Annotated in this window: 14 protein-coding genes and 4 pseudogenes; 8 read left to right on the forward strand and 10 right to left on the reverse strand. The window is 66.1% G+C overall.

Features of this window, described 5'->3' with window-relative positions; genetic code table 11:
* A partial coding sequence (locus AC5Y21_RS25330; RefSeq protein WP_499916789.1) for a vWA domain-containing protein occupies positions 1 to 1,276 on the forward strand: 1,276 nt, incomplete at its 5' end.
* A 5-nt stretch (positions 1,277 to 1,281) separates the two neighbouring features.
* On the opposite strand, the gene AC5Y21_RS25335 is transcribed toward AC5Y21_RS25330, so the two are convergent.
* Both AC5Y21_RS25335 and AC5Y21_RS25340 read right to left on the reverse strand, forming a co-directional pair.
* On the reverse strand, positions 1,282 to 2,286 hold the full coding sequence (locus AC5Y21_RS25335; protein ID WP_499916792.1) for an SMP-30/gluconolactonase/LRE family protein: 1,005 nt from the start codon (positions 2,284 to 2,286) through the stop codon (positions 1,282 to 1,284).
* A gap of 10 nt (positions 2,287 to 2,296) precedes the next feature.
* A pseudogene (locus tag AC5Y21_RS25340) lies at positions 2,297 to 3,804 on the reverse strand (aspartate aminotransferase family protein).
* On the opposite strand from AC5Y21_RS25340, the gene AC5Y21_RS25345 reads away from it, so the two are divergent.
* The gene (locus tag AC5Y21_RS25345) at positions 3,697 to 4,617 is read left to right on the forward strand and encodes a sigma-70 family RNA polymerase sigma factor (RefSeq protein ID WP_499916794.1); all 921 of its coding nucleotides are present in this window, start codon (positions 3,697 to 3,699) and stop codon (positions 4,615 to 4,617) included. The pseudogene AC5Y21_RS25340 and the gene AC5Y21_RS25345 overlap by 108 nt on opposite strands.
* Here AC5Y21_RS25345 and AC5Y21_RS25350 read toward each other — a convergent pair.
* Positions 4,583 to 5,236: pseudogene (locus AC5Y21_RS25350) on the reverse strand (carboxymuconolactone decarboxylase family protein); the annotation flags it as partial. The gene AC5Y21_RS25345 and the pseudogene AC5Y21_RS25350 sit on opposite strands and share 35 nt — an antisense overlap.
* Positions 5,237 to 5,295: 59 nt before the next feature.
* Between AC5Y21_RS25350 and AC5Y21_RS25355 the strand changes: the two are divergent.
* A complete protein-coding gene (locus tag AC5Y21_RS25355; RefSeq protein WP_499916796.1) occupies positions 5,296 to 5,808 on the forward strand; it encodes a condensation domain-containing protein in 513 nt (170 codons plus the stop codon).
* Here the strand turns inward: AC5Y21_RS25355 and AC5Y21_RS25360 are convergent.
* The 4 genes from AC5Y21_RS25360 to sdhC are packed head-to-tail and all read right to left on the reverse strand — an operon-like array spanning position 5,780 to position 9,179.
* Positions 5,780 to 6,586: a succinate dehydrogenase iron-sulfur subunit gene (locus AC5Y21_RS25360; protein WP_499916798.1), complete on the reverse strand. Its 807-nt coding sequence runs from the start codon at positions 6,584 to 6,586 to the stop codon at positions 5,780 to 5,782. The genes AC5Y21_RS25355 and AC5Y21_RS25360 overlap by 29 nt on opposite strands.
* Complete coding sequence (gene sdhA / locus AC5Y21_RS25365) at positions 6,586 to 8,358, reverse strand: succinate dehydrogenase flavoprotein subunit (RefSeq protein ID WP_499916800.1); 1,773 nt, start codon at positions 8,356 to 8,358, stop codon at positions 6,586 to 6,588. Before sdhA ends, AC5Y21_RS25360 begins: the two co-directional genes overlap by 1 nt.
* 18 nt (positions 8,359 to 8,376) lie before the next feature.
* Positions 8,377 to 8,844: a succinate dehydrogenase hydrophobic membrane anchor subunit gene (locus AC5Y21_RS25370; protein ID WP_499916802.1), complete on the reverse strand. Its 468-nt coding sequence runs from the start codon at positions 8,842 to 8,844 to the stop codon at positions 8,377 to 8,379.
* The gene (gene sdhC / locus AC5Y21_RS25375) at positions 8,841 to 9,179 is read right to left on the reverse strand and encodes a succinate dehydrogenase, cytochrome b556 subunit (RefSeq protein WP_499916804.1); all 339 of its coding nucleotides are present in this window, start codon (positions 9,177 to 9,179) and stop codon (positions 8,841 to 8,843) included. The genes AC5Y21_RS25370 and sdhC overlap by 4 nt, the downstream gene beginning before the upstream one ends.
* Positions 9,180 to 9,457: 278 nt before the next feature.
* On the opposite strand from sdhC, the gene AC5Y21_RS25380 reads away from it, so the two are divergent.
* The 4 genes from AC5Y21_RS25380 to AC5Y21_RS25395 all read left to right on the forward strand — a co-directional run bounded on the left by AC5Y21_RS25380 (position 9,458) and on the right by AC5Y21_RS25395 (position 13,396).
* On the forward strand, positions 9,458 to 9,859 hold the full coding sequence (locus AC5Y21_RS25380) for a cytidine deaminase (RefSeq protein ID WP_499916805.1): 402 nt from the start codon (positions 9,458 to 9,460) through the stop codon (positions 9,857 to 9,859).
* A complete protein-coding gene (locus tag AC5Y21_RS25385) occupies positions 9,856 to 11,142 on the forward strand; it encodes a thymidine phosphorylase (protein ID WP_499916806.1) in 1,287 nt (428 codons plus the stop codon). Before AC5Y21_RS25380 ends, AC5Y21_RS25385 begins: the two co-directional genes overlap by 4 nt.
* The gene (locus AC5Y21_RS25390; RefSeq protein ID WP_499916807.1) at positions 11,139 to 12,239 is read left to right on the forward strand and encodes an adenosine deaminase; all 1,101 of its coding nucleotides are present in this window, start codon (positions 11,139 to 11,141) and stop codon (positions 12,237 to 12,239) included. The genes AC5Y21_RS25385 and AC5Y21_RS25390 overlap by 4 nt, the downstream gene beginning before the upstream one ends.
* Positions 12,240 to 12,340: 101 nt before the next feature.
* A complete protein-coding gene (locus tag AC5Y21_RS25395) occupies positions 12,341 to 13,396 on the forward strand; it encodes an alpha/beta fold hydrolase (protein ID WP_499916808.1) in 1,056 nt (351 codons plus the stop codon).
* 43 nt (positions 13,397 to 13,439) lie between these two features.
* Here the strand turns inward: AC5Y21_RS25395 and AC5Y21_RS25400 are convergent, their stop codons facing one another.
* The gene (locus AC5Y21_RS25400; RefSeq protein ID WP_499916809.1) at positions 13,440 to 13,748 is read right to left on the reverse strand and encodes a hypothetical protein; all 309 of its coding nucleotides are present in this window, start codon (positions 13,746 to 13,748) and stop codon (positions 13,440 to 13,442) included.
* 364 nt (positions 13,749 to 14,112) lie between these two features.
* Between AC5Y21_RS25400 and AC5Y21_RS25405 the strand changes: the two are divergent.
* Positions 14,113 to 14,286, forward strand: a pseudogene (locus AC5Y21_RS25405) (VWA domain-containing protein); the annotation flags it as partial.
* Between the two features lie 42 nt (positions 14,287 to 14,328).
* Here AC5Y21_RS25405 and AC5Y21_RS25410 read toward each other — a convergent pair.
* Both AC5Y21_RS25410 and AC5Y21_RS25415 read right to left on the reverse strand, forming a co-directional pair.
* The gene (locus AC5Y21_RS25410; RefSeq protein WP_499916810.1) at positions 14,329 to 16,296 is read right to left on the reverse strand and encodes a serine/threonine-protein kinase; all 1,968 of its coding nucleotides are present in this window, start codon (positions 16,294 to 16,296) and stop codon (positions 14,329 to 14,331) included.
* Between the two features lie 460 nt (positions 16,297 to 16,756).
* A pseudogene (locus AC5Y21_RS25415) lies at positions 16,757 to 17,156 on the reverse strand (hypothetical protein); the annotation flags it as partial.

The following is a 17,156-nucleotide window of genomic DNA, read 5'->3' on the forward strand; positions in this document are numbered from 1 at the left end:
TGTGCTTGCGTTCGACAACGTCGTCGAAACGCCCGAGGGCCTGCCCGCCGGCCTGCTGGAGGCCTCGGACCGAAACCGGTTCGCGGCGGCGTCGTGGCTGGGCTCACTGGCCGCGCGGGGTGGGACGGAGATGGCCCAACCGCTGAGCCAGGCCGTCACGCTGCTCGCCGCCACCGACGCCGGCCGGCTGCCCAGCGTGGTTCTGGTGACCGACGGCCAGATTTCCGGCGAGGATCACCTGCTGCGGTCGCTGGCACCATTGATCGGGCGCACCCGCGTGCACTGCGTGGGCATCGACCAGGCCGTCAACGCCGGCTTCCTGGAACGCCTCGCCGGGCTGGGGAACGCACGAGCCGAGCTGGTCGAATCGGAGGACCGCCTCGACGACGTCATGACCAGGCTGGCCCGCACCATCGGGCGCCCGGCGCTGACCGAACTGCGGGTGAGCGCCGACGGCGTCGCGCTCATCGACGGCACTGTCACCCCCAACCGGGCGCCCGACGCGTTCGCCGGCGTGCCGTGCGTGATCTCCGGGCGTTACCGCTGTGCAAAGCCCGTAGCGACGTTTCGGGTCGAGGCCGCCACGCAGGACGGGTCGTTCACCACGGCGCTCCCCGCGCGTCTCGCGCCGGACGCGGCTGCCGTGCAAAAGATCTGGGCGCGCGCGGTGGTCCGCGATCTGGAAGACGAGTACGCCTCCGGGCGCGGCGACGAGGACCTGACCAAGCGTCTGGTGGCGCACTCCGTCGGCTTCGGGGTGCTGTCCAGGTTCACCGCGTTCGTGGCCATCGACCCGGAACGTACCGACGCTGGCCCGCTGGACGAGGTGGTGCAGCGCGTCGAGATGCCCTCGGGTTGGGCGGCTTCCGGGTTCGCCGCGGCGCCGATGATGGCGGGTGCCAGCTATTCAATGGCCCTTCCCGCTCCGCCCATGCCGGCACCCGGTATGTCGCGTGCTGTGGCGTCGCCTCCCACAGCGGGTCCGCCGGCTCCGCGGTCGCTCAAGCAACTGCTGAAGCAGGTGGAGAAGGCGACGCAGGTTCGGCGTTCCGGGCTTGACCGGGTGCTCGAAGAACTGCAGCAGCATCGCGACGCGACCTTGGAGCCCGACCTGCACGCCGCCCTGGTCCAGCTCTGCAATGCGTTGACGCGGTTCTTGAAGAGTTCGAAGCAGGCGCAGGCGCGGGAGGTGCTGGTGGCCGTCGACGCGGTCAAACGGCTGCTCGGCGGAACCGACCGCGGGCGCCGCGGCTCCAAACTGCGCTTCTGGGAGTAGGGCCCCTACAGGTCGATGGCTGCCAGATCCACATGAGCGACGGCCGGGTAGCTGATCGTGCCCATCCATAGCTTGCCGGCCGCCTCGACCAGACCGGTGACGCTGCCGAAGTCTGGATGCTTGGTGCGCAGGCCGGCGACGGCCGCACCGCTGTCGGGATCGAATGCGACCGCCCAGACTTCCGGCTTGATCTGCGGTTGCAGCCGATCGGGCAGTCGCCACAGCACCTTGCGGATGATCGGGGCCCGCGGCAGCAGCCATTCCAGCGCGGCGTTCGCCTCGGCGAACATCGCGGTCCAGATTCGGCCGTCGGCGCCGGTGGACAGGTTGTCGGGCATGCCGGGCAGGTTCACCGCCAACGGTGTCACCGATCCGGCCTGCGGCCCGCTCAGCCAGTACTTCGACAGCCGGCGCGCCTGGGTCTCGGCGAACACCAGCGCCGAGCCGTCGGCGGTTGGCGTCAACCCGTTGGCGAAGTACAGCCCGTCGAGCAGCGCGGTGACGGTGCCGTCCGTGTCGAGCCGGAACAGCCCGCCGCGCCCGCGCGCCTCCACCACCGGGGCGGTGAAGTGCTCGAAGGTGAAGTCGCACGTCGACTCGGTGAAATAGATTGTGCCGTCTGGTGTTTCGGTGACATTCGAGCAGAACGTGAATCGTCTGCCGTTGACCGATTCGGCAAGCACATCCAGCGCGCCGCCGGCCGGGTCGAGCGCGAGCAAGCCGCGATGGCTGTCGCAGATCAGGACTCGGCCATCGCGAGCGACGTGCAGCCCGAGCGGTCGCCCGCCGGTGTCGGCGACGACTGCGGGCTTGCCGCCGTCGGCTGGAATCCGCACGATGCGGCCGTCTTCCAGGCCAGTCCACAGTTGGCCGGCCGTGTCGACGACTACATCCTCGGGCCCATTCCCGGGCAGGGGGACGACAGTGACACTCGGTGCCGCCACGTCCGGCAACGGGTCTACTGGTGGCGGCTGCCACCGGACCGGGTTGATACGGGGTTTGCGGGCCATGCCAAGGACTTTAGAGCCGGTTGGACTCGTCGGTGAGCACGCTGCGCAGGATGGACTCGATGGTGTCGAATTCGGCCTGACCGCTGATCAGCGGTGGAGCCAGCTGGATGACGGAATCGCCGCGCTCGTCGGTGCGGCAGTACAGGCCGGCGTCGAACAGCCCCGAGGACACCCGGCCCAGCAGCGCTGTGCGTTCCTCGTCGGTGAACGTCTGCTTGCTCGCCTGGTCCTTGACCAGTTCGACGCCGAAGAAGTACCCCTCGCCGCGGACGTCGCCGACGATGGGCAGGTCGTACAGCTTCTCCAGGGTGGCGCGCAGCGCGGGGGAGAGCCGTCTGACGCGGTCGTTGAGGCCCTCGCGCTCGAAGATGTCCAGATTGGCCAGCGCGACGGCCGTCGACACCGGGTGACCGCCGAAGGTGTAGCCGTGCGGGAACATCGTGCCGCTGTCGTAGAACGGCTCGAACAACCGGTCGCTGGCGATCATCGCGCCCAACGGCGAATACCCCGACGTCAGCCCCTTGGCGCAGGTGATCATGTCGGGCACGTAGCCGAAGTCGTCGCAGGCGAACATGGACCCGATCCGGCCGAACGCGCAGATCACCTCGTCGGAAACCAGCAGCACGTCGTACTCGTCGCAAATCTCGCGAACCCGCTCGAAGTAGCCGGGGGGCGGCGGAATGGAGCCGCCGGCGTTCTGCACCGGTTCCAGGAACACCGCTGCGACGGTGTCAGGGCCCTCGAACTCGATCGCCTCGGCGATCCGATCGGCGGCCCACAGCCCGAAGGCTTTGAGGTCGGTTTGGAACGGCTCGGGGGCGCGGTAGAAGTTCGTGTTGGGCACCCGGAAGCCGCCCGGAGTCACGGGCTCGAACGGCGCCTTGTACTTCGGCAGGCCGGTGATCGCCAGCGCGCCCTGCGTGGTGCCGTGGTAGGCGATCGAACGCGAAATCACCTTGTGCTTATCGGGTTTGCCGGTGAGCTTGAAGTACTGCTTGGCCACCTTCCACGCGGTCTCGACGGCCTCGGTGCCGCCGGTGGTGAAGAAGACCCGGTTCAGATCGCCGGGGGCGTAGCGCGCAAGGCGCTCGGAGAGCTCGATCGCGGTCGGGGTGGCATAACCCCAGAGCGGGAAGAACGCCAGCGTTTCGGCCTGCCGGGCGGCGGCCGCGGCGAGTTCGCTGCGGCCGTGCCCGACCTGGACCGTGAACAGGCCCGACAGCCCGTCCAGGTAGCTTTTGCCGCGGTCGTCGTAGATGGTGACGCCCTCGCCGCGAACGATAACGGGCGCGGTGAACGCCGCGTCCTGCCGCGCGAAGTGCAACCACAGGTTTCGAGTCATTGTGTCCGCGAGCGTAACGCCCGTGCGCACGGTCGAGGCGAACGTGGCCGCGGCGTTACGCTCGGGAGATGGCCGTTGTCCACCAGGTCACCGAGTTCGAGGCGCTGCGGCCCCACCTCATGTCGGTCGCTTACCGGCTGACCGGAACGGTGGCCGACGCCGAGGACATCGTCCAGGAAGCCTGGTTGCGGTGGCACACGCAGGACAGCGTGATCGCCGACCTGCGGGCCTGGCTGACCACCGTGGTGAGCCGCCTCGGGCTGGACAAGTTGCGGTCGGCGGCGCACCGGCGCGAGACCTACACCGGACAGTGGCTGCCCGAACCGGTGGTCACCCGGTTCAGTGATGCTCAAGCGGCCGACCCGCTGTCTGAGGTGGTGGCCCGCGAGGATGCCCGGTTCGCGGCGATGGTGGTGCTGGAGCGCCTCAGCCCCGACCAACGTGTGGCGTTCGTGCTGCACGACGGGTTCGCCATCCCGTTCGCCGAGGTGGCCGATGTGCTGGGGATCAGCGAGGCCGCAGCCCGCCAGCTGGCGTCGCGTGCCCGTAAGGCCCTGGCCGGCGCGGCGCCTCCGGCCAAACCGGATCCCAGCCATAACGAGGTGGTGGGCAAGCTGATGGCTGCGCTGGCCTCGGGCGATCTGACCGCGGTGGTCGAGCTGTTGCATCCCGACGTGACCCTCACCGGCGATGCGAATGGCAAGGTGTCCACCGCGGTGAACGTGATCCACGGCCCGGACAAGGTGGCCCGATTCATGATGGGCCTGGCCCGCCGCTACGGTCCCGCGTTCTTTACCGCGACTCAGCTGGCGCTGGTCAACGGCGAACTGGGCGCCTACACCGAAGGCAGCGCCGGCGCCGACGGGTACTGGGAGATGAACCCGCGGGTGACGGCGATGTCGGTGCGCGACGGTAAGGTCTGCGCCATCTGGGATATCGCCAACCCGGATAAGTTCACCGGCTCTCCGCTGCGTGAGCTGGCTCGGTAGCCGCCCAGGGGATCCGGCAGGCATCACCGGAGTTGAACCCTTGCTCGGTGATGCCCAGCGCCGAATTGACCCGCGCCCGCATGTTCTCCAGCCCGATCTGATAGGTCAGCTCGATCACTCCCGCGTCACCGAAGCGGCTGCGCAGGTCGGCAACCTGCTCGTCGGTGACCGTGTGCGGGTCGGTGGTCATCGCGTCGGCGTAAGCGATGGCGGCCCGCTCGTCGTCGGTGAACGCGGAAGAAGTAGCGAAGTTGTCAATATCTTTCAGCCTTTGCACGTCCAGGCCGTCCAGGCGCTGCAGCATCGATCCGAAGTCGACGCACCACGAGCAGCCGACGGTGCGGGCGGTCCAGAACACCGCCAGCTCGCGCACGCTGGCCGGAAGGGTTTTCGAGGCGCGTTCGACCATGGTCTCGTGCACGGCGCTGGCGATCAGTAGCCGCCGATGGTGCGCGGTGACGGTGAACGGCTCGGGGACCTCGCCGAAGCGCCGTTTGGCGACGCGGTACATGGCGCGGGTCAGCAGGCCGGCGCGCTTCGGCGGCAGGGCTTCGATGCGGGTTTTCTGTGTCGTTTTCTCGGTCATGCCTATCTGACGAGACGGCCGGTGAAGGTGTGACGGCCGCGTTCCAAGAATCCTTCAAGAATCCGTAAAGGTGTGCGGTGAAGTCTCACCTCATGACTTCTAACCCAGCTGTTGCTCAGCTTCCTCCGCTGGAAAAACTGGAAAGCGCTGCGCACTCTGAGGTTCTGATCGCCGACTCGCGGTGGGATCAAGCGCGGGTCCGTGCCGCGGTCGAAGAGGTCTTCGAAGCCCACCCGGGCCTTGGCACCGTGTTTGAGCCGTTCCTGGGCAGCTGGACGTTCCGCTCTGGCGGTGGCTGGGCCTGGGCGGTGGAACCGCCGGGAGTCACCGTGAGCGAGGCACGCGCCCGTCAGCGCGCATCTTTCGACATGCGCATCGGCAGGTTGTTCGCGGTGTCGCTGATCCCCGGATCTCCGGACCGATTGGTCATCACCGCCAGTCGGCTCTGCATGGACGGGCAGTCCTGGGCCACTGTTGTCAAAGAGCTGACGGCCGCCTGCCAGCGGCTGGGCCGAGATGACGCAAAAGCTCGCGTTGCGTGCCGAAACAAAGGGTTTTTCCGTCTGCTCCGCGGATCTAGCGCGAGAACATTAGCGCACGTTTGACTTCTTGGATGGCCTTGGTCACCTCGATGCCGCGCGGGCAGCCCTCGGTGCAGTTGAAGGTCGTCCGGCAGCGCCACACCCCGTCGACCTCGTTGAGGATGTCGAGCCGTTCGCCGGCGCCCTCGTCGCGGCTGTCGAAGATGAACCGGTGCGCGTTGACGATCGCCGCCGGGCCGTAGTAGGTGCCCTCGCTCCAGAACACCGGGCAGCTGGTGGTGCAGCACGCGCACAGAATGCACTTGGTGGTGTCGTCGTAGCGGGCCCGGTCGGTTGGGCTCTGAATCCGTTCGCGGGTCGGCGGGTTGCCGCTGGTGATCAGGTAGGGCTTGATCTTGCGGTAGGCGTCGAAGAACGGCTCCATGTCGACCACCAGGTCTTTTTCCACCGGCAGCCCGCGGATCGGCTCGACCGTCACGGTCAGCTGTTTGCCCGCTTTCTTGGGCAGCAAGTCGCGCATCAGCACCTTGCAGGCGAGCCGGTTGACGCCGTTGATCCGCATGGCGTCGGAGCCGCACACCCCGTGCGCGCAGGAACGCCGGAACGTCAGGGTGCCGTCGAGGTAGCCCTTGATGTAGATCAGCAGATTGAGCAGGCGGTCACTCGGCAAGCAGGGCACCCGAAAGCTCTGCCAGCCACCGGTTTCCGCGAAGGCGTCCGGATCGTCGGGGTTGAACCGGGCAATCTTGACGGTGACCATCACCGCGCCCTCGGGAACCGGCGGTAGCGGCGGCTCCAAAGTCTGGACCTCGACGGTGTCGCCTTCGGGCTCGACGGTCATCAGTACTTCCGTTCCTTGGGTTCGTAGCGGGTCTGCACCACGGGTTTGAAGTCCAGCGCGATGTCGCTGAGCAGATCGGTGCCCTGCTTATCGGCCCCAATTTCCTTGTAGGCCATGGTGTGACGCATGTAGTTGACGTCGTCCCGGTTCGGGTAGTCCTCGCGGGCGTGGCCGCCGCGGGACTCCTTGCGATTCAGGGCACCGACCACCGTCACTTCGGCCAGCTCCAGCAAGAAGCCCAGCTCGATGGCTTCCAGCAGATCGCTGTTGAAGCGCTTTCCCTTGTCGTGCACGGTGATTCGGGAATACCGTTCCTTCAGCGCATGGATGTCGGTGAGCGCCTGCTTCAGCGTCTCCTCGGTGCGGAACACCGCGGCGTTGTTGTCCATCGTCTGCTGCAGGGCGCCGCGGATGTCGGCGACACGTTCGTTGCCGTGCTCGGAGAGGATGTCGCGCACCCAGCCGACCACCATCGCCGCCGGCTCGGGCGGCATGTCGGTGAAGTCGTGACCCCGCGCGTAGCCGGCCGCCGAGATGCCGGCGCGACGGCCGAAAACGTTGATGTCCAGCAGCGAGTTGGTGCCCAACCGGTTGGCGCCGTGCACCGAGACGCAGGCGCACTCCCCGGCCGCGTACAGGCCGGGAACGGTAGAGGTGTTGTCCCGCAGCACTTGTCCGGTGACGGTGGTCGGGATGCCGCCCATCACATAGTGGCAGGTCGGGTAGACCGGGACCAGCTCGTGCACCGGGTCCACCCCCAGATAGGTGCGGGCGAACTCGGTGATGTCGGGCAGCTTGGCCTCCAGCACGTCCTCACCGAGGTGGCGGACGTCGATGTAGACGTAGTCCTTATTGGGCCCCGCCCCGCGACCCTCCAGCACCTCCAGCACCATCGAGCGGGCGACGATGTCGCGGGGTGCCAGGTCGACGATCGTCGGGGCGTAGCGCTCCATGAAGCGCTCGCCGTCTGCGTTGAGCAGCCGGCCGCCCTCGCCGCGTACAGCTTCGGAGATCAGGATGCCCAGGCCGGCCAGACCGGTCGGGTGGAATTGGTGAAACTCCATGTCCTCCAACGGAAGTCCCTTACGGAAGACGATGCCGATGCCGTCGCCAGTGAGCGTGTGCGCGTTGGAGGTGGTCTTGTACATCCGGCCCGAACCGCCGGTTGCCAGCACCACGGCCTTGGCGTGGAACACATGAATTTCGCCGGTGGCCAGCTCGTAGGCCACTACGCCGGTGGCGACCGGGCCGGTCGGGGTCTGGGTGAGCACCAGGTCGAGCGCGTAGAACTCGTTGAAGAACTGCACGTCGTGCTTGACGCAGTTCTGGTAGAGCGTCTGCAGGATCATGTGGCCGGTGCGGTCGGCGGCGTAGCACGCGCGGCGGACCGGAGCCTTGCCATGATCGCGGGTGTGGCCGCCGAAGCGGCGCTGGTCGATGCGGCCCTCAGGGGTGCGGTTGAACGGCATCCCCATCTTCTCCAGGTCGAGTACCGCGTCGATGGCTTCCTTGCACATGATCTCCACGGCGTCCTGGTCGGCCAGATAGTCGCCGCCCTTGACGGTGTCGAAGGTGTGCCATTCCCAGTTGTCGTCTTCGACGTTGGCCAGCGCCGCGCACATGCCGCCCTGCGCGGCGCCGGTGTGGCTGCGGGTGGGATACAGCTTGGTCAGCACCGCGGTGCGCACTCGGGGACCGGCCTCCACCGCGGCCCGCATCCCGGCACCGCCCGCGCCGACGATCACCACGTCGTATCGGTGTTGCTGGATCAAGGCTCGCCTCTCAGAACTTCAGGAGATGTTCGGGTCGAAGGTCACAATCACGTAGGTGCCCAGTACCAACGTGAACCCCATCGACAGCAGCAGCAGGCTGTTGAGCCAGAACCGGGTGACGTCTTTGCGGCTGTAGTCGTCGATGATGGTGCGCAGGCCGTTGCCGCCGTGCAACTGCGCCAGCCACAGCAGCGCCAGATCCCAGAACTGCCAGAACGGCGACGCCCAGCGCTGCGCCACGAAGTTGAAGTCGATGCGGTACACGCCATCGCTCCACATCAGCATGATGAACATGTGCCCGACGGCGAGGACCAGCAGAGCCACCCCGGAAAACCGCATGAACAGCCATGCGAATTTCTCGAAGTTGGGGATGCCGGCCCGGCGCCGCGGCGAACGGGGATTGTCCAGGCTGGCGGGCCGATCGTGGCTGCGCTGCCGCACCGGAGCTGTCTGTCCGCGGCCGAGCTGTAGGTCAGGGCTGCTCATCGGAAGTGCTCCCAGATGTGGATGCCGGTCACCACGCCCGCCGGGACCATGAGCAGCAGGAACACGATGCCGATGATCCACAGCATCAGCCGCTGGTAGCGCGGGCCCTCCGACCAGAAGTCGATCAAGATGATCCGGACCCCGTTCAGCCCGTGAAATAGCACCGCGGCGATCAGGCCGTACTCCATCAGGCCGACGAGCGGTGTCTTATAGTCGCCCACCACCGCGTTGTAGGTCTGCGGGTTCACTCGCAGCATCGCGGCGTCCAGCACGTGGACGAACAGGAAGAAGAAAATGGTCGCGCCACTGATCCGGTGCAGCACCCACGACCACATACCGGGATCCCCCCGATACAGGGTTCGGGGTGGCCGCCGCTTGCGCGTTGATCCCGGTCCCCCCGATGTCGATTTAGGTGCATCCGCGGTTGTCGCCTGCGTGCTCAACCTTGTACTCACCGCCTTCAAAACCGCCTGAAACAGCTCTAGCCGGGCAATCGAGCTTAACGTGGCCAGGTGGCCGCTGGCACCAACCTGTTCGATCCACTCCGGTGTGTTGTTTCGGAGTTAGGGTGGCTTTACTTAACTCAGCCCAACCAGCGAGCGGGGCCGGTGCGATGCTCTTAGTTGATTGGAAGATGCTGCGGCACAACGCCATCCAAGCCGCAGCGGGCGCTTATGCGCCCTATTCGCGGTTCCCGGTGGGTGCCGCGGCGCTGGTCGACGACGGCCGCGTGGTCACCGGGTGCAATGTGGAGAATGTCTCATATGGCCTTGGTCTCTGTGCCGAATGCGGCGTGGTTTGCGCCCTGCATTCGACCGGAGGCGGCCGTTTGGTGGCGTTGTCGTGCGTCACCGCAAGCGGGTCGGTGCTGATGCCCTGTGGGCGCTGCCGTCAGGTTTTGTTGGAGCATGGCGGCCCAGGTCTGCTGATCGACCATCCGGGCGGGCCGCGGCGACTCGGCGACCTGCTGCCCGACGCCTTCGGTCCCGACGACCTCGCCGGGGAACCTTCTTGAGCGGCTTGGCATTCGATGCGCCCACGGTGATCAGGACCAAGCGCGACGGCGGCCGGTTGTCCGACGCGGCCATCGACTGGGTCATCGAGGCCTACACCGACGGCCGCGTCGCCGCCGAGCAGATGGCGGCGTTGTTGATGGCGATCGTCTTACGCGGCATGGACCGCGGCGAGATCGCCAGGTGGACAGCGGCGATGCTGGCCTCCGGCGAACGGATGGACTTTCGCGATCTGGGCTTGCGGACCGTCGACAAGCACTCCACAGGTGGCGTCGGCGACAAGATCACGATTGCCGTGGTGCCCGTCGTCGTTGCCTGTGGCGGTGCGGTGCCGCAGGCGGCCGGCCGCGGGCTCGGGCATACCGGCGGCACCCTGGACAAGCTGGAAGCCATCGCCGGGTTCACCGCGCAGATATCCAATAAGCAAGTGCGCGAACAACTTTGCGATGTCGGCGCCGCGATATTCGCCGCCGGGGAGCTGGCGCCGGCCGACGCCAAGCTGTACGCGCTGCGCGATATCACCGCCACGGTCGAGTCCCTGCCGCTGATCGCCAGCTCGATCATGAGCAAGAAACTGGCCGAGGGCGCCGGAGCGCTGGTGCTCGACGTGAAGGTCGGTTCCGGGGCGTTCATGGACTCCGAGGCGCAGGCCCGCGATCTCGCGCACACCATGGTCGAGCTGGGCACCGCCCACGGGGTGCCGACGCGCGCGCTGCTGACCGACATGAACACCCCGCTGGGCGCGACGGTAGGTAACGCGCTCGAGGTCGCCGAGGCGCTGGAAGTGCTGGCCGGCGGCGGGCCGTCCGACGTGGTGGAGCTGACGCTGCGGCTGGCGGGCGAGATGCTCGAGCTCGCCGGCATCGACAGTCACGATCCCGCGCAGACGCTGCGGGACGGCACCGCGATGGACCGATTTCGCCGGCTGATCGTCGCGCAAGGCGGCGATTTGTCACAACCGTTGCCGATTGGTAGGTATTCGGAAACCGTGAGCGCTGGTCGGGGCGGCACAATGGGCGACATCGACGCGATGGCAGTGGGGCTGGCAGCATGGCGGCTCGGCGCGGGCAGGTCCCGGCCGGGCGAACAGGTACAGCCCGGCGCCGGAGTCAGGATCCATCGTCGTCCGGGCGAGCCGGTCACCGCCGGTGAGCCGTTGTTCACCCTGTACACCGACACCCCGGAACGCTTCGCCGCCGCGCTGGCCGAGCTGGAGAGCGGCTGGGGCGTGGTCGATAAGGCGCCGGTTGCACGGCCGCTGATCATCGATCGGATCGCCCCATGACCTCACCGTTGAGCCTGGAGATGGTCCGGCAAGCGCCCAAGGCGTTGCTGCACGATCACCTCGACGGCGGGCTGCGCCCGGCCACCGTTGCCGACATCGCCGGACAGATCGGTTACGACGGGTTGCCCGCCACCGACGTCGAGGAGCTGGCGACGTGGTTCCGCACCCGATCGCACAGCGGCTCGCTGGAGCGCTACCTGGAGCCGTTCTCGCACACCGTGGCGGTGATGCAGACTCCCGATGCGCTGTACCGCGTCGCCTACGAATGTGTGGAGGACCTGGCCGCCGATTCGGTGGTGTATGCCGAGATTCGGTTCGCCCCTGAGCTGCACATCAACCAGGGGCTGTCGTTCGACGAGGTGGTCGACAGCGTGCTGGCGGGCTTTGCCGCCGGTGAAAAGGCCTGTGCCGGCGCGGGTCGCCGAATTACCGTGCGCCTCTTGGTCACCGCGATGCGGCATGCCGCGATGTCGCGTGAGATCGCCGAGCTGGCGATCCGGTTCCGCGACAAGGGCGTTGTCGGCTTCGACATCGCGGGAGCCGAGGCCGGTTATCCCCCAACGAGGCACCTGGACGCGTTCGAGTACATGCGAGACCACAACGCGCGCTTCACAATTCATGCCGGCGAGGCGTTCGGATTGCCGTCCATTCACGAGGCCATCGCGTTCTGCGGCGCTGACCGGCTGGGTCACGGCGTGCGCATCGTCGACGATATCGAGGTCTTGGAGGGCGGCCCCGAAGCTGGGCAGGTCCGGTTGGGCCGGCTGGCAGCGATATTGCGGGACAAGCGAGTTCCGCTGGAGCTGTGCCCCAGCTCGAATGTGCAGACCGGGGCCGTCAAGAGCATCGCCGAGCACCCGTTCGACCTGCTGGCCCGGTCGCGGTTCCGGGTGACCGTCAATACCGACAACCGGCTGATGAGCGATACCTCGATGAGCCAGGAGATGCTGCGTTTGGTGGAGGCGTTCGGCTACGGCTGGAGTGACCTCGAGCGCTTCACCATCAATGCGATGAAGTCGGCGTTCATTCCGTTCGACGAGCGGCTGGCGATCATCGACGAGGTGATCAAGCCGCGGTTCGCCGTGCTGATCGGATAGCTCGGGTTTGCTGGGGGCTTTAAGAATCCTTTTAGGATCCGATGACAACGTGGTGCAACCCCGGAGAGCCCGGGACCTACAAGCGTCGTCGGGGATCCGTTATGTTCTCTCATTCCGAGGCCGCCAACCCTCTGGCGGCCGACGAGATCGAGGAGCCAATCCGTCTATCGCACCACGTGTTCGAGCTGGACGACGGACACAAGGTCGGGTTGACGGTAGGCGGCCGGGGAGTGCCGCTGGTGTTCCTGCACGGTCTGGCCCTGAACCACCGGGCCTATCTGGACATGCTTCGTCACGCAGCCGACCTGGGCTTTCTTGTAATCGCGATCGATGCCGCGGGTCATGGTGACACCGATGCATTGCGCACCCGCAAGGGACGCGTGGCCGACTTCGCCGAGTTGACCCTCCGCGTCATCGACGCCCTCGGCATTCAGCAGGCGGTGTTCGTCGGGCACTCCTTCGGCGGCCGCATGGTGATCGAACTGGCGGCGAGGGCACCCGAGCGGGTGCTGGCCGCGGTGCTTTTCAACGCCGCCGCGGGGGCCTGGTTTGATCAGCTGCTGGCCGACATCGCGGGCCCCGCCCCGCGAAACGTTGCCGCGCTGCTGGCATTGCTGCGCGGCACCGGCCAGGATCTGACCGGGTTGAGCATCGCCCGCGTCAGCCACTGGGCGCGGTGCCTGACAAGTGCGGTAACCGGGAATTTCCGCCACCCGTTGGCGCTGATTCGGGCCGTCCGGGCCATGCTGCGGTCGACTGATTCGGCAGCCCGGCTGCGTATGATGCGCGACTCCGGCATCACGACAATGGTGCTGCACGGCGACAACGACTTCATCGTGCCCTTCGAGACCGCATGCGGCGTCGCAGAGGAATCGGGTGGCACGCTGTATCCGCTGTATGGGGCGGGGCATTCCTGGATGATCGCCGACCCGCAACAGGGTGGCGACGCGCTGCGACACCTGATCAGCGCCGAGCTGGGCAGTGCCCTACGCCAGGCCGCAGAGCCGCTGGGCATACGGGACTGGCGAGACAGCGCCATCTGGGAACGGGCGCTGGTTCCGCCGCAGGCCTTGATTCGCCGGCTCAACGCGGGGCAGCTCTATCAGATCGAACAGCCGCAACACCGAGAGACTGTGGAACTCCGACCAGCCGTCTAGAAAGGTGGTGGTCGGGTGTGGTGGAGGGTGGGCCGATTTTCCCTTAGGAGAGGGTACCGGTGCGGCCGTTGCGGTTCGTGAACGTGATGCCGTCCACGGTCCACATGCCTTGCTTCGCATCAAGCCACTTGTCCCCCGCCCAGCGGAACTCGTCGCGTGCCGAGTCGTCACTCCACGAGAAGCAGGCGGGGCCGCAGTCCAAGGCCACCGTCACGGGAAAGGGCCCCTTCTGTGTCGTCAACGTGTGCGGTCCGGGCGTGACGGGAACGGGCGGTGGGTCGTCGGCCAGCGCCGGGGACGCCAGGGCAATCGAGCTTGCCGTGAATGCTAGTGCTGCCAGCAATTTCTTCATCAAATTCTCCGTCTGTGGGATGTAGTAAGTCCAATTCGCTGGACTATTCTTGCCTTGAGTCGCCTCCCCTTCCGGCCAGTTACGCAGTGCCTGCGCCAACACGTCGGCGAAACACGGCGAGCCCCCTGATGATGTCCCAGCTGCGGTTGTTGCGTGAGGAACAAAATTCCCCAATGACCCTGCTGGTGGCTAAGAGCGTAATGCCCCATGCCTTGTGTGTTAGCAAATTCGCGCAAGTTGTCTCGAAGCTCAACGACGGCGCTCACTCGTGTCATTTTGTAGCGGTTGCGCGGTATTGGGTGCTCGTCCTGGCCGGTTAACCTGCGAGTTTGACGGCGGACGGAACTGACACCAAGTTGCTGAGGTGAAGTTGCCTCTGCTGGGCCCGATATCGCTCACCGGCTTCGAGCACGCCTGGTTCTTCTTGTTCCTGCTGCTGCTGGTGCTGCTGGTGGTGGGCGTGTATGTCGCGGTGCTTTTCGCCCGCCGGCGGCGGGTGCTGCGATTGGCCAACATGGATGTGCTCGACTCCGTCGCGGCCTGAGATCTCAGCGACGCGTTATGTCGCGTCGGTGCAATGTCAGTCGCCGGTGCGGGTGTATGTCAGGTCGAAAGCCGTAGTCGCGCAACGATTCTTCGGCGTTACCTCATCGTAACCGTGCCCAGTCACCGACGTAACCAGGTCTTCAGGCGGTTGTGGAAGCGGCAGTGTTGCGGTGCGCTTGACGTGGATGGCGCCTCCCGTTGGACAGGTGGCGTCGTATTCCACGTTCAGGGTCCATGTTCTGTTTGCGAAGGCGAATGCTTGATAGGCCTCCTTGCTATAGCCGAAGCTCATGCACCGCTCGCCGGTGCGCAGGCAATCGGTGCGCACATCATATTGGTGAGTTGATTTAGCGCCGTTCGCAAAGTTATATCGTGCGTCGTAGCTGCCGTGGAGTGCTTCTGCTGGGGATGCGACGCGTCGCGGCAGGGTGGCCGGATCAGGCAGTAGCGATACGTCGGTATCTGCGGATCGGGTGAAGGTTAGGGTCCGTTTGTTGGAACACCCGTTCGCGGTGGTTTGGACCGATTCGCCCGACATGGTTCCGTCGGCCTGTGGTTGCAGCCAGACTGTGTTCCACGCTTCGTCGTCATCGTGGCTCGCGCACTTCCGTCGTGACGTGGTGACTGCAAGCCAGCGCCCGCCGACGTTGTCGAACACTGGGTCCTTGGAAGGGTATCTGTCAGCGGTCGAGGCGCTCGCTACACACGTGTTACCGCTGCACGCCGAGCGCAGATGCCATGTCTCAGAGAATCCCGCCGCATCCGCGTCATTTTTTGGAGGGCTTCCATCCAACTTCGTCATGGGGCCAAAGGCTGCAGTAAAGGTGCCGGTGAAGGGACCGGTGTTGGGAAGCGCTGATGGCATCGCGCTGGCGGAGTTCTGATGCGTAGCGTCATGGGCGCTGGGGTTGGACAAAGCGATCGCCGCAACGACCGCCACAACAACTGCCACAGCCCCGACGCTCGAGATGGCAATGAGCCGACCATTGCGGGATCGCTTGGCCTCCAGCGGGTTTGGACTATCCGGAGTGGGCGGGAGCTGAGGGGGGCTGGTCGGTGAGGGACCCGTCGGCTGCGGCGCGTATCGGGTGGTGGCGTCGTCGAAGCGCGTCCGCCGATCAGCCTCGGCGTTCATCAGAGACGCTGCCATGGTTGGGGGCACGGTGTTCGGCCCGGTCGTCGGCCCTCCAACGGCGGCTCGGGCGGCCCGTGCCAGCTCGCGGGTGGTCGCGTAGCGGTCGTCGGGGTTCTTGGCCATGCCCCTGGCGATGACGGCGTCCAGCTCGGCGGACACGTCCGGGCGATGGTCGGCCGCGCGCGGTGGTGGCAACGTCATGTGGCCGCCAATTTGTTGCTCCAGGCTGTCACCGCCGAAGGGCTGACGGCCGGTCAAGCACTCGTACAGCACGCAGGCCAGCGCATAGATGTCGGCCCGCCCATCGCACTGTCCGGCGCTGATGCGTTCAGGGGCCATATAGGCCCAGGTACCGATCACACTTGAGGTAGCCGTGAGACTCGTTTGGCCCACAGCGCGGGCGATTCCGAAGTCAATCAGGTAGGCGAAGTCGTCGTCGCTGACCAAGATGTTCGATGGCTTGACGTCTCGATGCACTAGGTTGGCCTGGTGTGCGGCGTGGAGCGCCGCGGCGACCTGATCGATGATGCCCACCGCTCGCGCGGGATCCATCCGGCCGGCGCTCAGGATGTCGTGCAGGTCGCGGCCCTTGATCAACCTCATCGTGACGAACAGTCGTCCGTTGATTTCGCCGTAATCATAGATCGGCACCACGTGCGGCTCATCGAGCGCTGCAGCGGATCTCGCTTCCCGCCGGAAACGTTCCTGGAACATGGCGTCATCGACGTACTGGGTGGACAAGACCTTCAAGGCCACTACGCGTTCCGTGACAGTGTCGTAGGCCCGCCACACCTCGCCCATGCCGCCGCGACCAAGTAATTCGATCAACCTGTAACGCCCGAATGGTGTCCCTTCGGTGCCCTCCACGCGCCATCCCCCGATTCGTCACGGTTGCTTCCGGAGTTAGACCCTAGGGGCTTCGACCAGCACGCGTGACCCGAATCTAGAATTAGCTGGCATTCTCACGGCGCAGCGACTTACGGCGGAGGCGTCCTGCGCGGCTGCTCGACTTATCCCGGCTCCGCGAACTGCGCAAAGTCCGTGTTTGAGCGTTTGACCTGCGGTGAAGGTCTGGCTAGAACCAGCAGGTTCTCAACTTCTCCAGGAAATCCCGCGTGATCGGATAACCTGACCGATCGCGGATGACGCCGTCGATGCCGCGCAGAGGGTATAGCACGGTTTGCCGCCCTGGCCCTCGTCAAGGTAGATGGCACGTCCGTTCGGGTTAGGCCGTCAGGGTGCGGGCGCCTACGTCCTGGCCGCAGGGCGGCCACGATAGAAACAGCGCCCTGTCCGTGTGGTGAAGATGCCGCTGTTGGGGCGGCAATCAGAATGGCGGGGGTGCGTCTGGGTCGGGGTTGTAGCCCGGTGGTGGGTTGGCCCGCAGGCGTTGGGTGTCGGCTTGGGCTTGAGCTTGGCGGGCTTGGTGGTTTTGGTGGCGTTCGGTGGCTACCCGGTAGGCGCGTTCTTTGGCGCGGGTGCGTCGACGTTTGGGCATCATGGCGGTGCGTGCCGGGCACGGCTCAGGTGGCGCGGTGTCGGTTTCGGGGGTGGGCATCCCACCGACGGCGTGGCACAGGCTGGGGAACAGCAGCGCACTGCCCGGGGTGGTGACGTGGGTCTGCCCGGCCGGTGAGGTCAGGATCAGGGTGCCGTCGGGCAGTTGCTTTTCCGTCCAGCCCCAGAAGGTCTTCACCAAATGATGGGTACGGCAATAACACTTCAGG

It is taken from the genome of Mycobacterium sp. NGS41 (assembly GCF_059812725.1).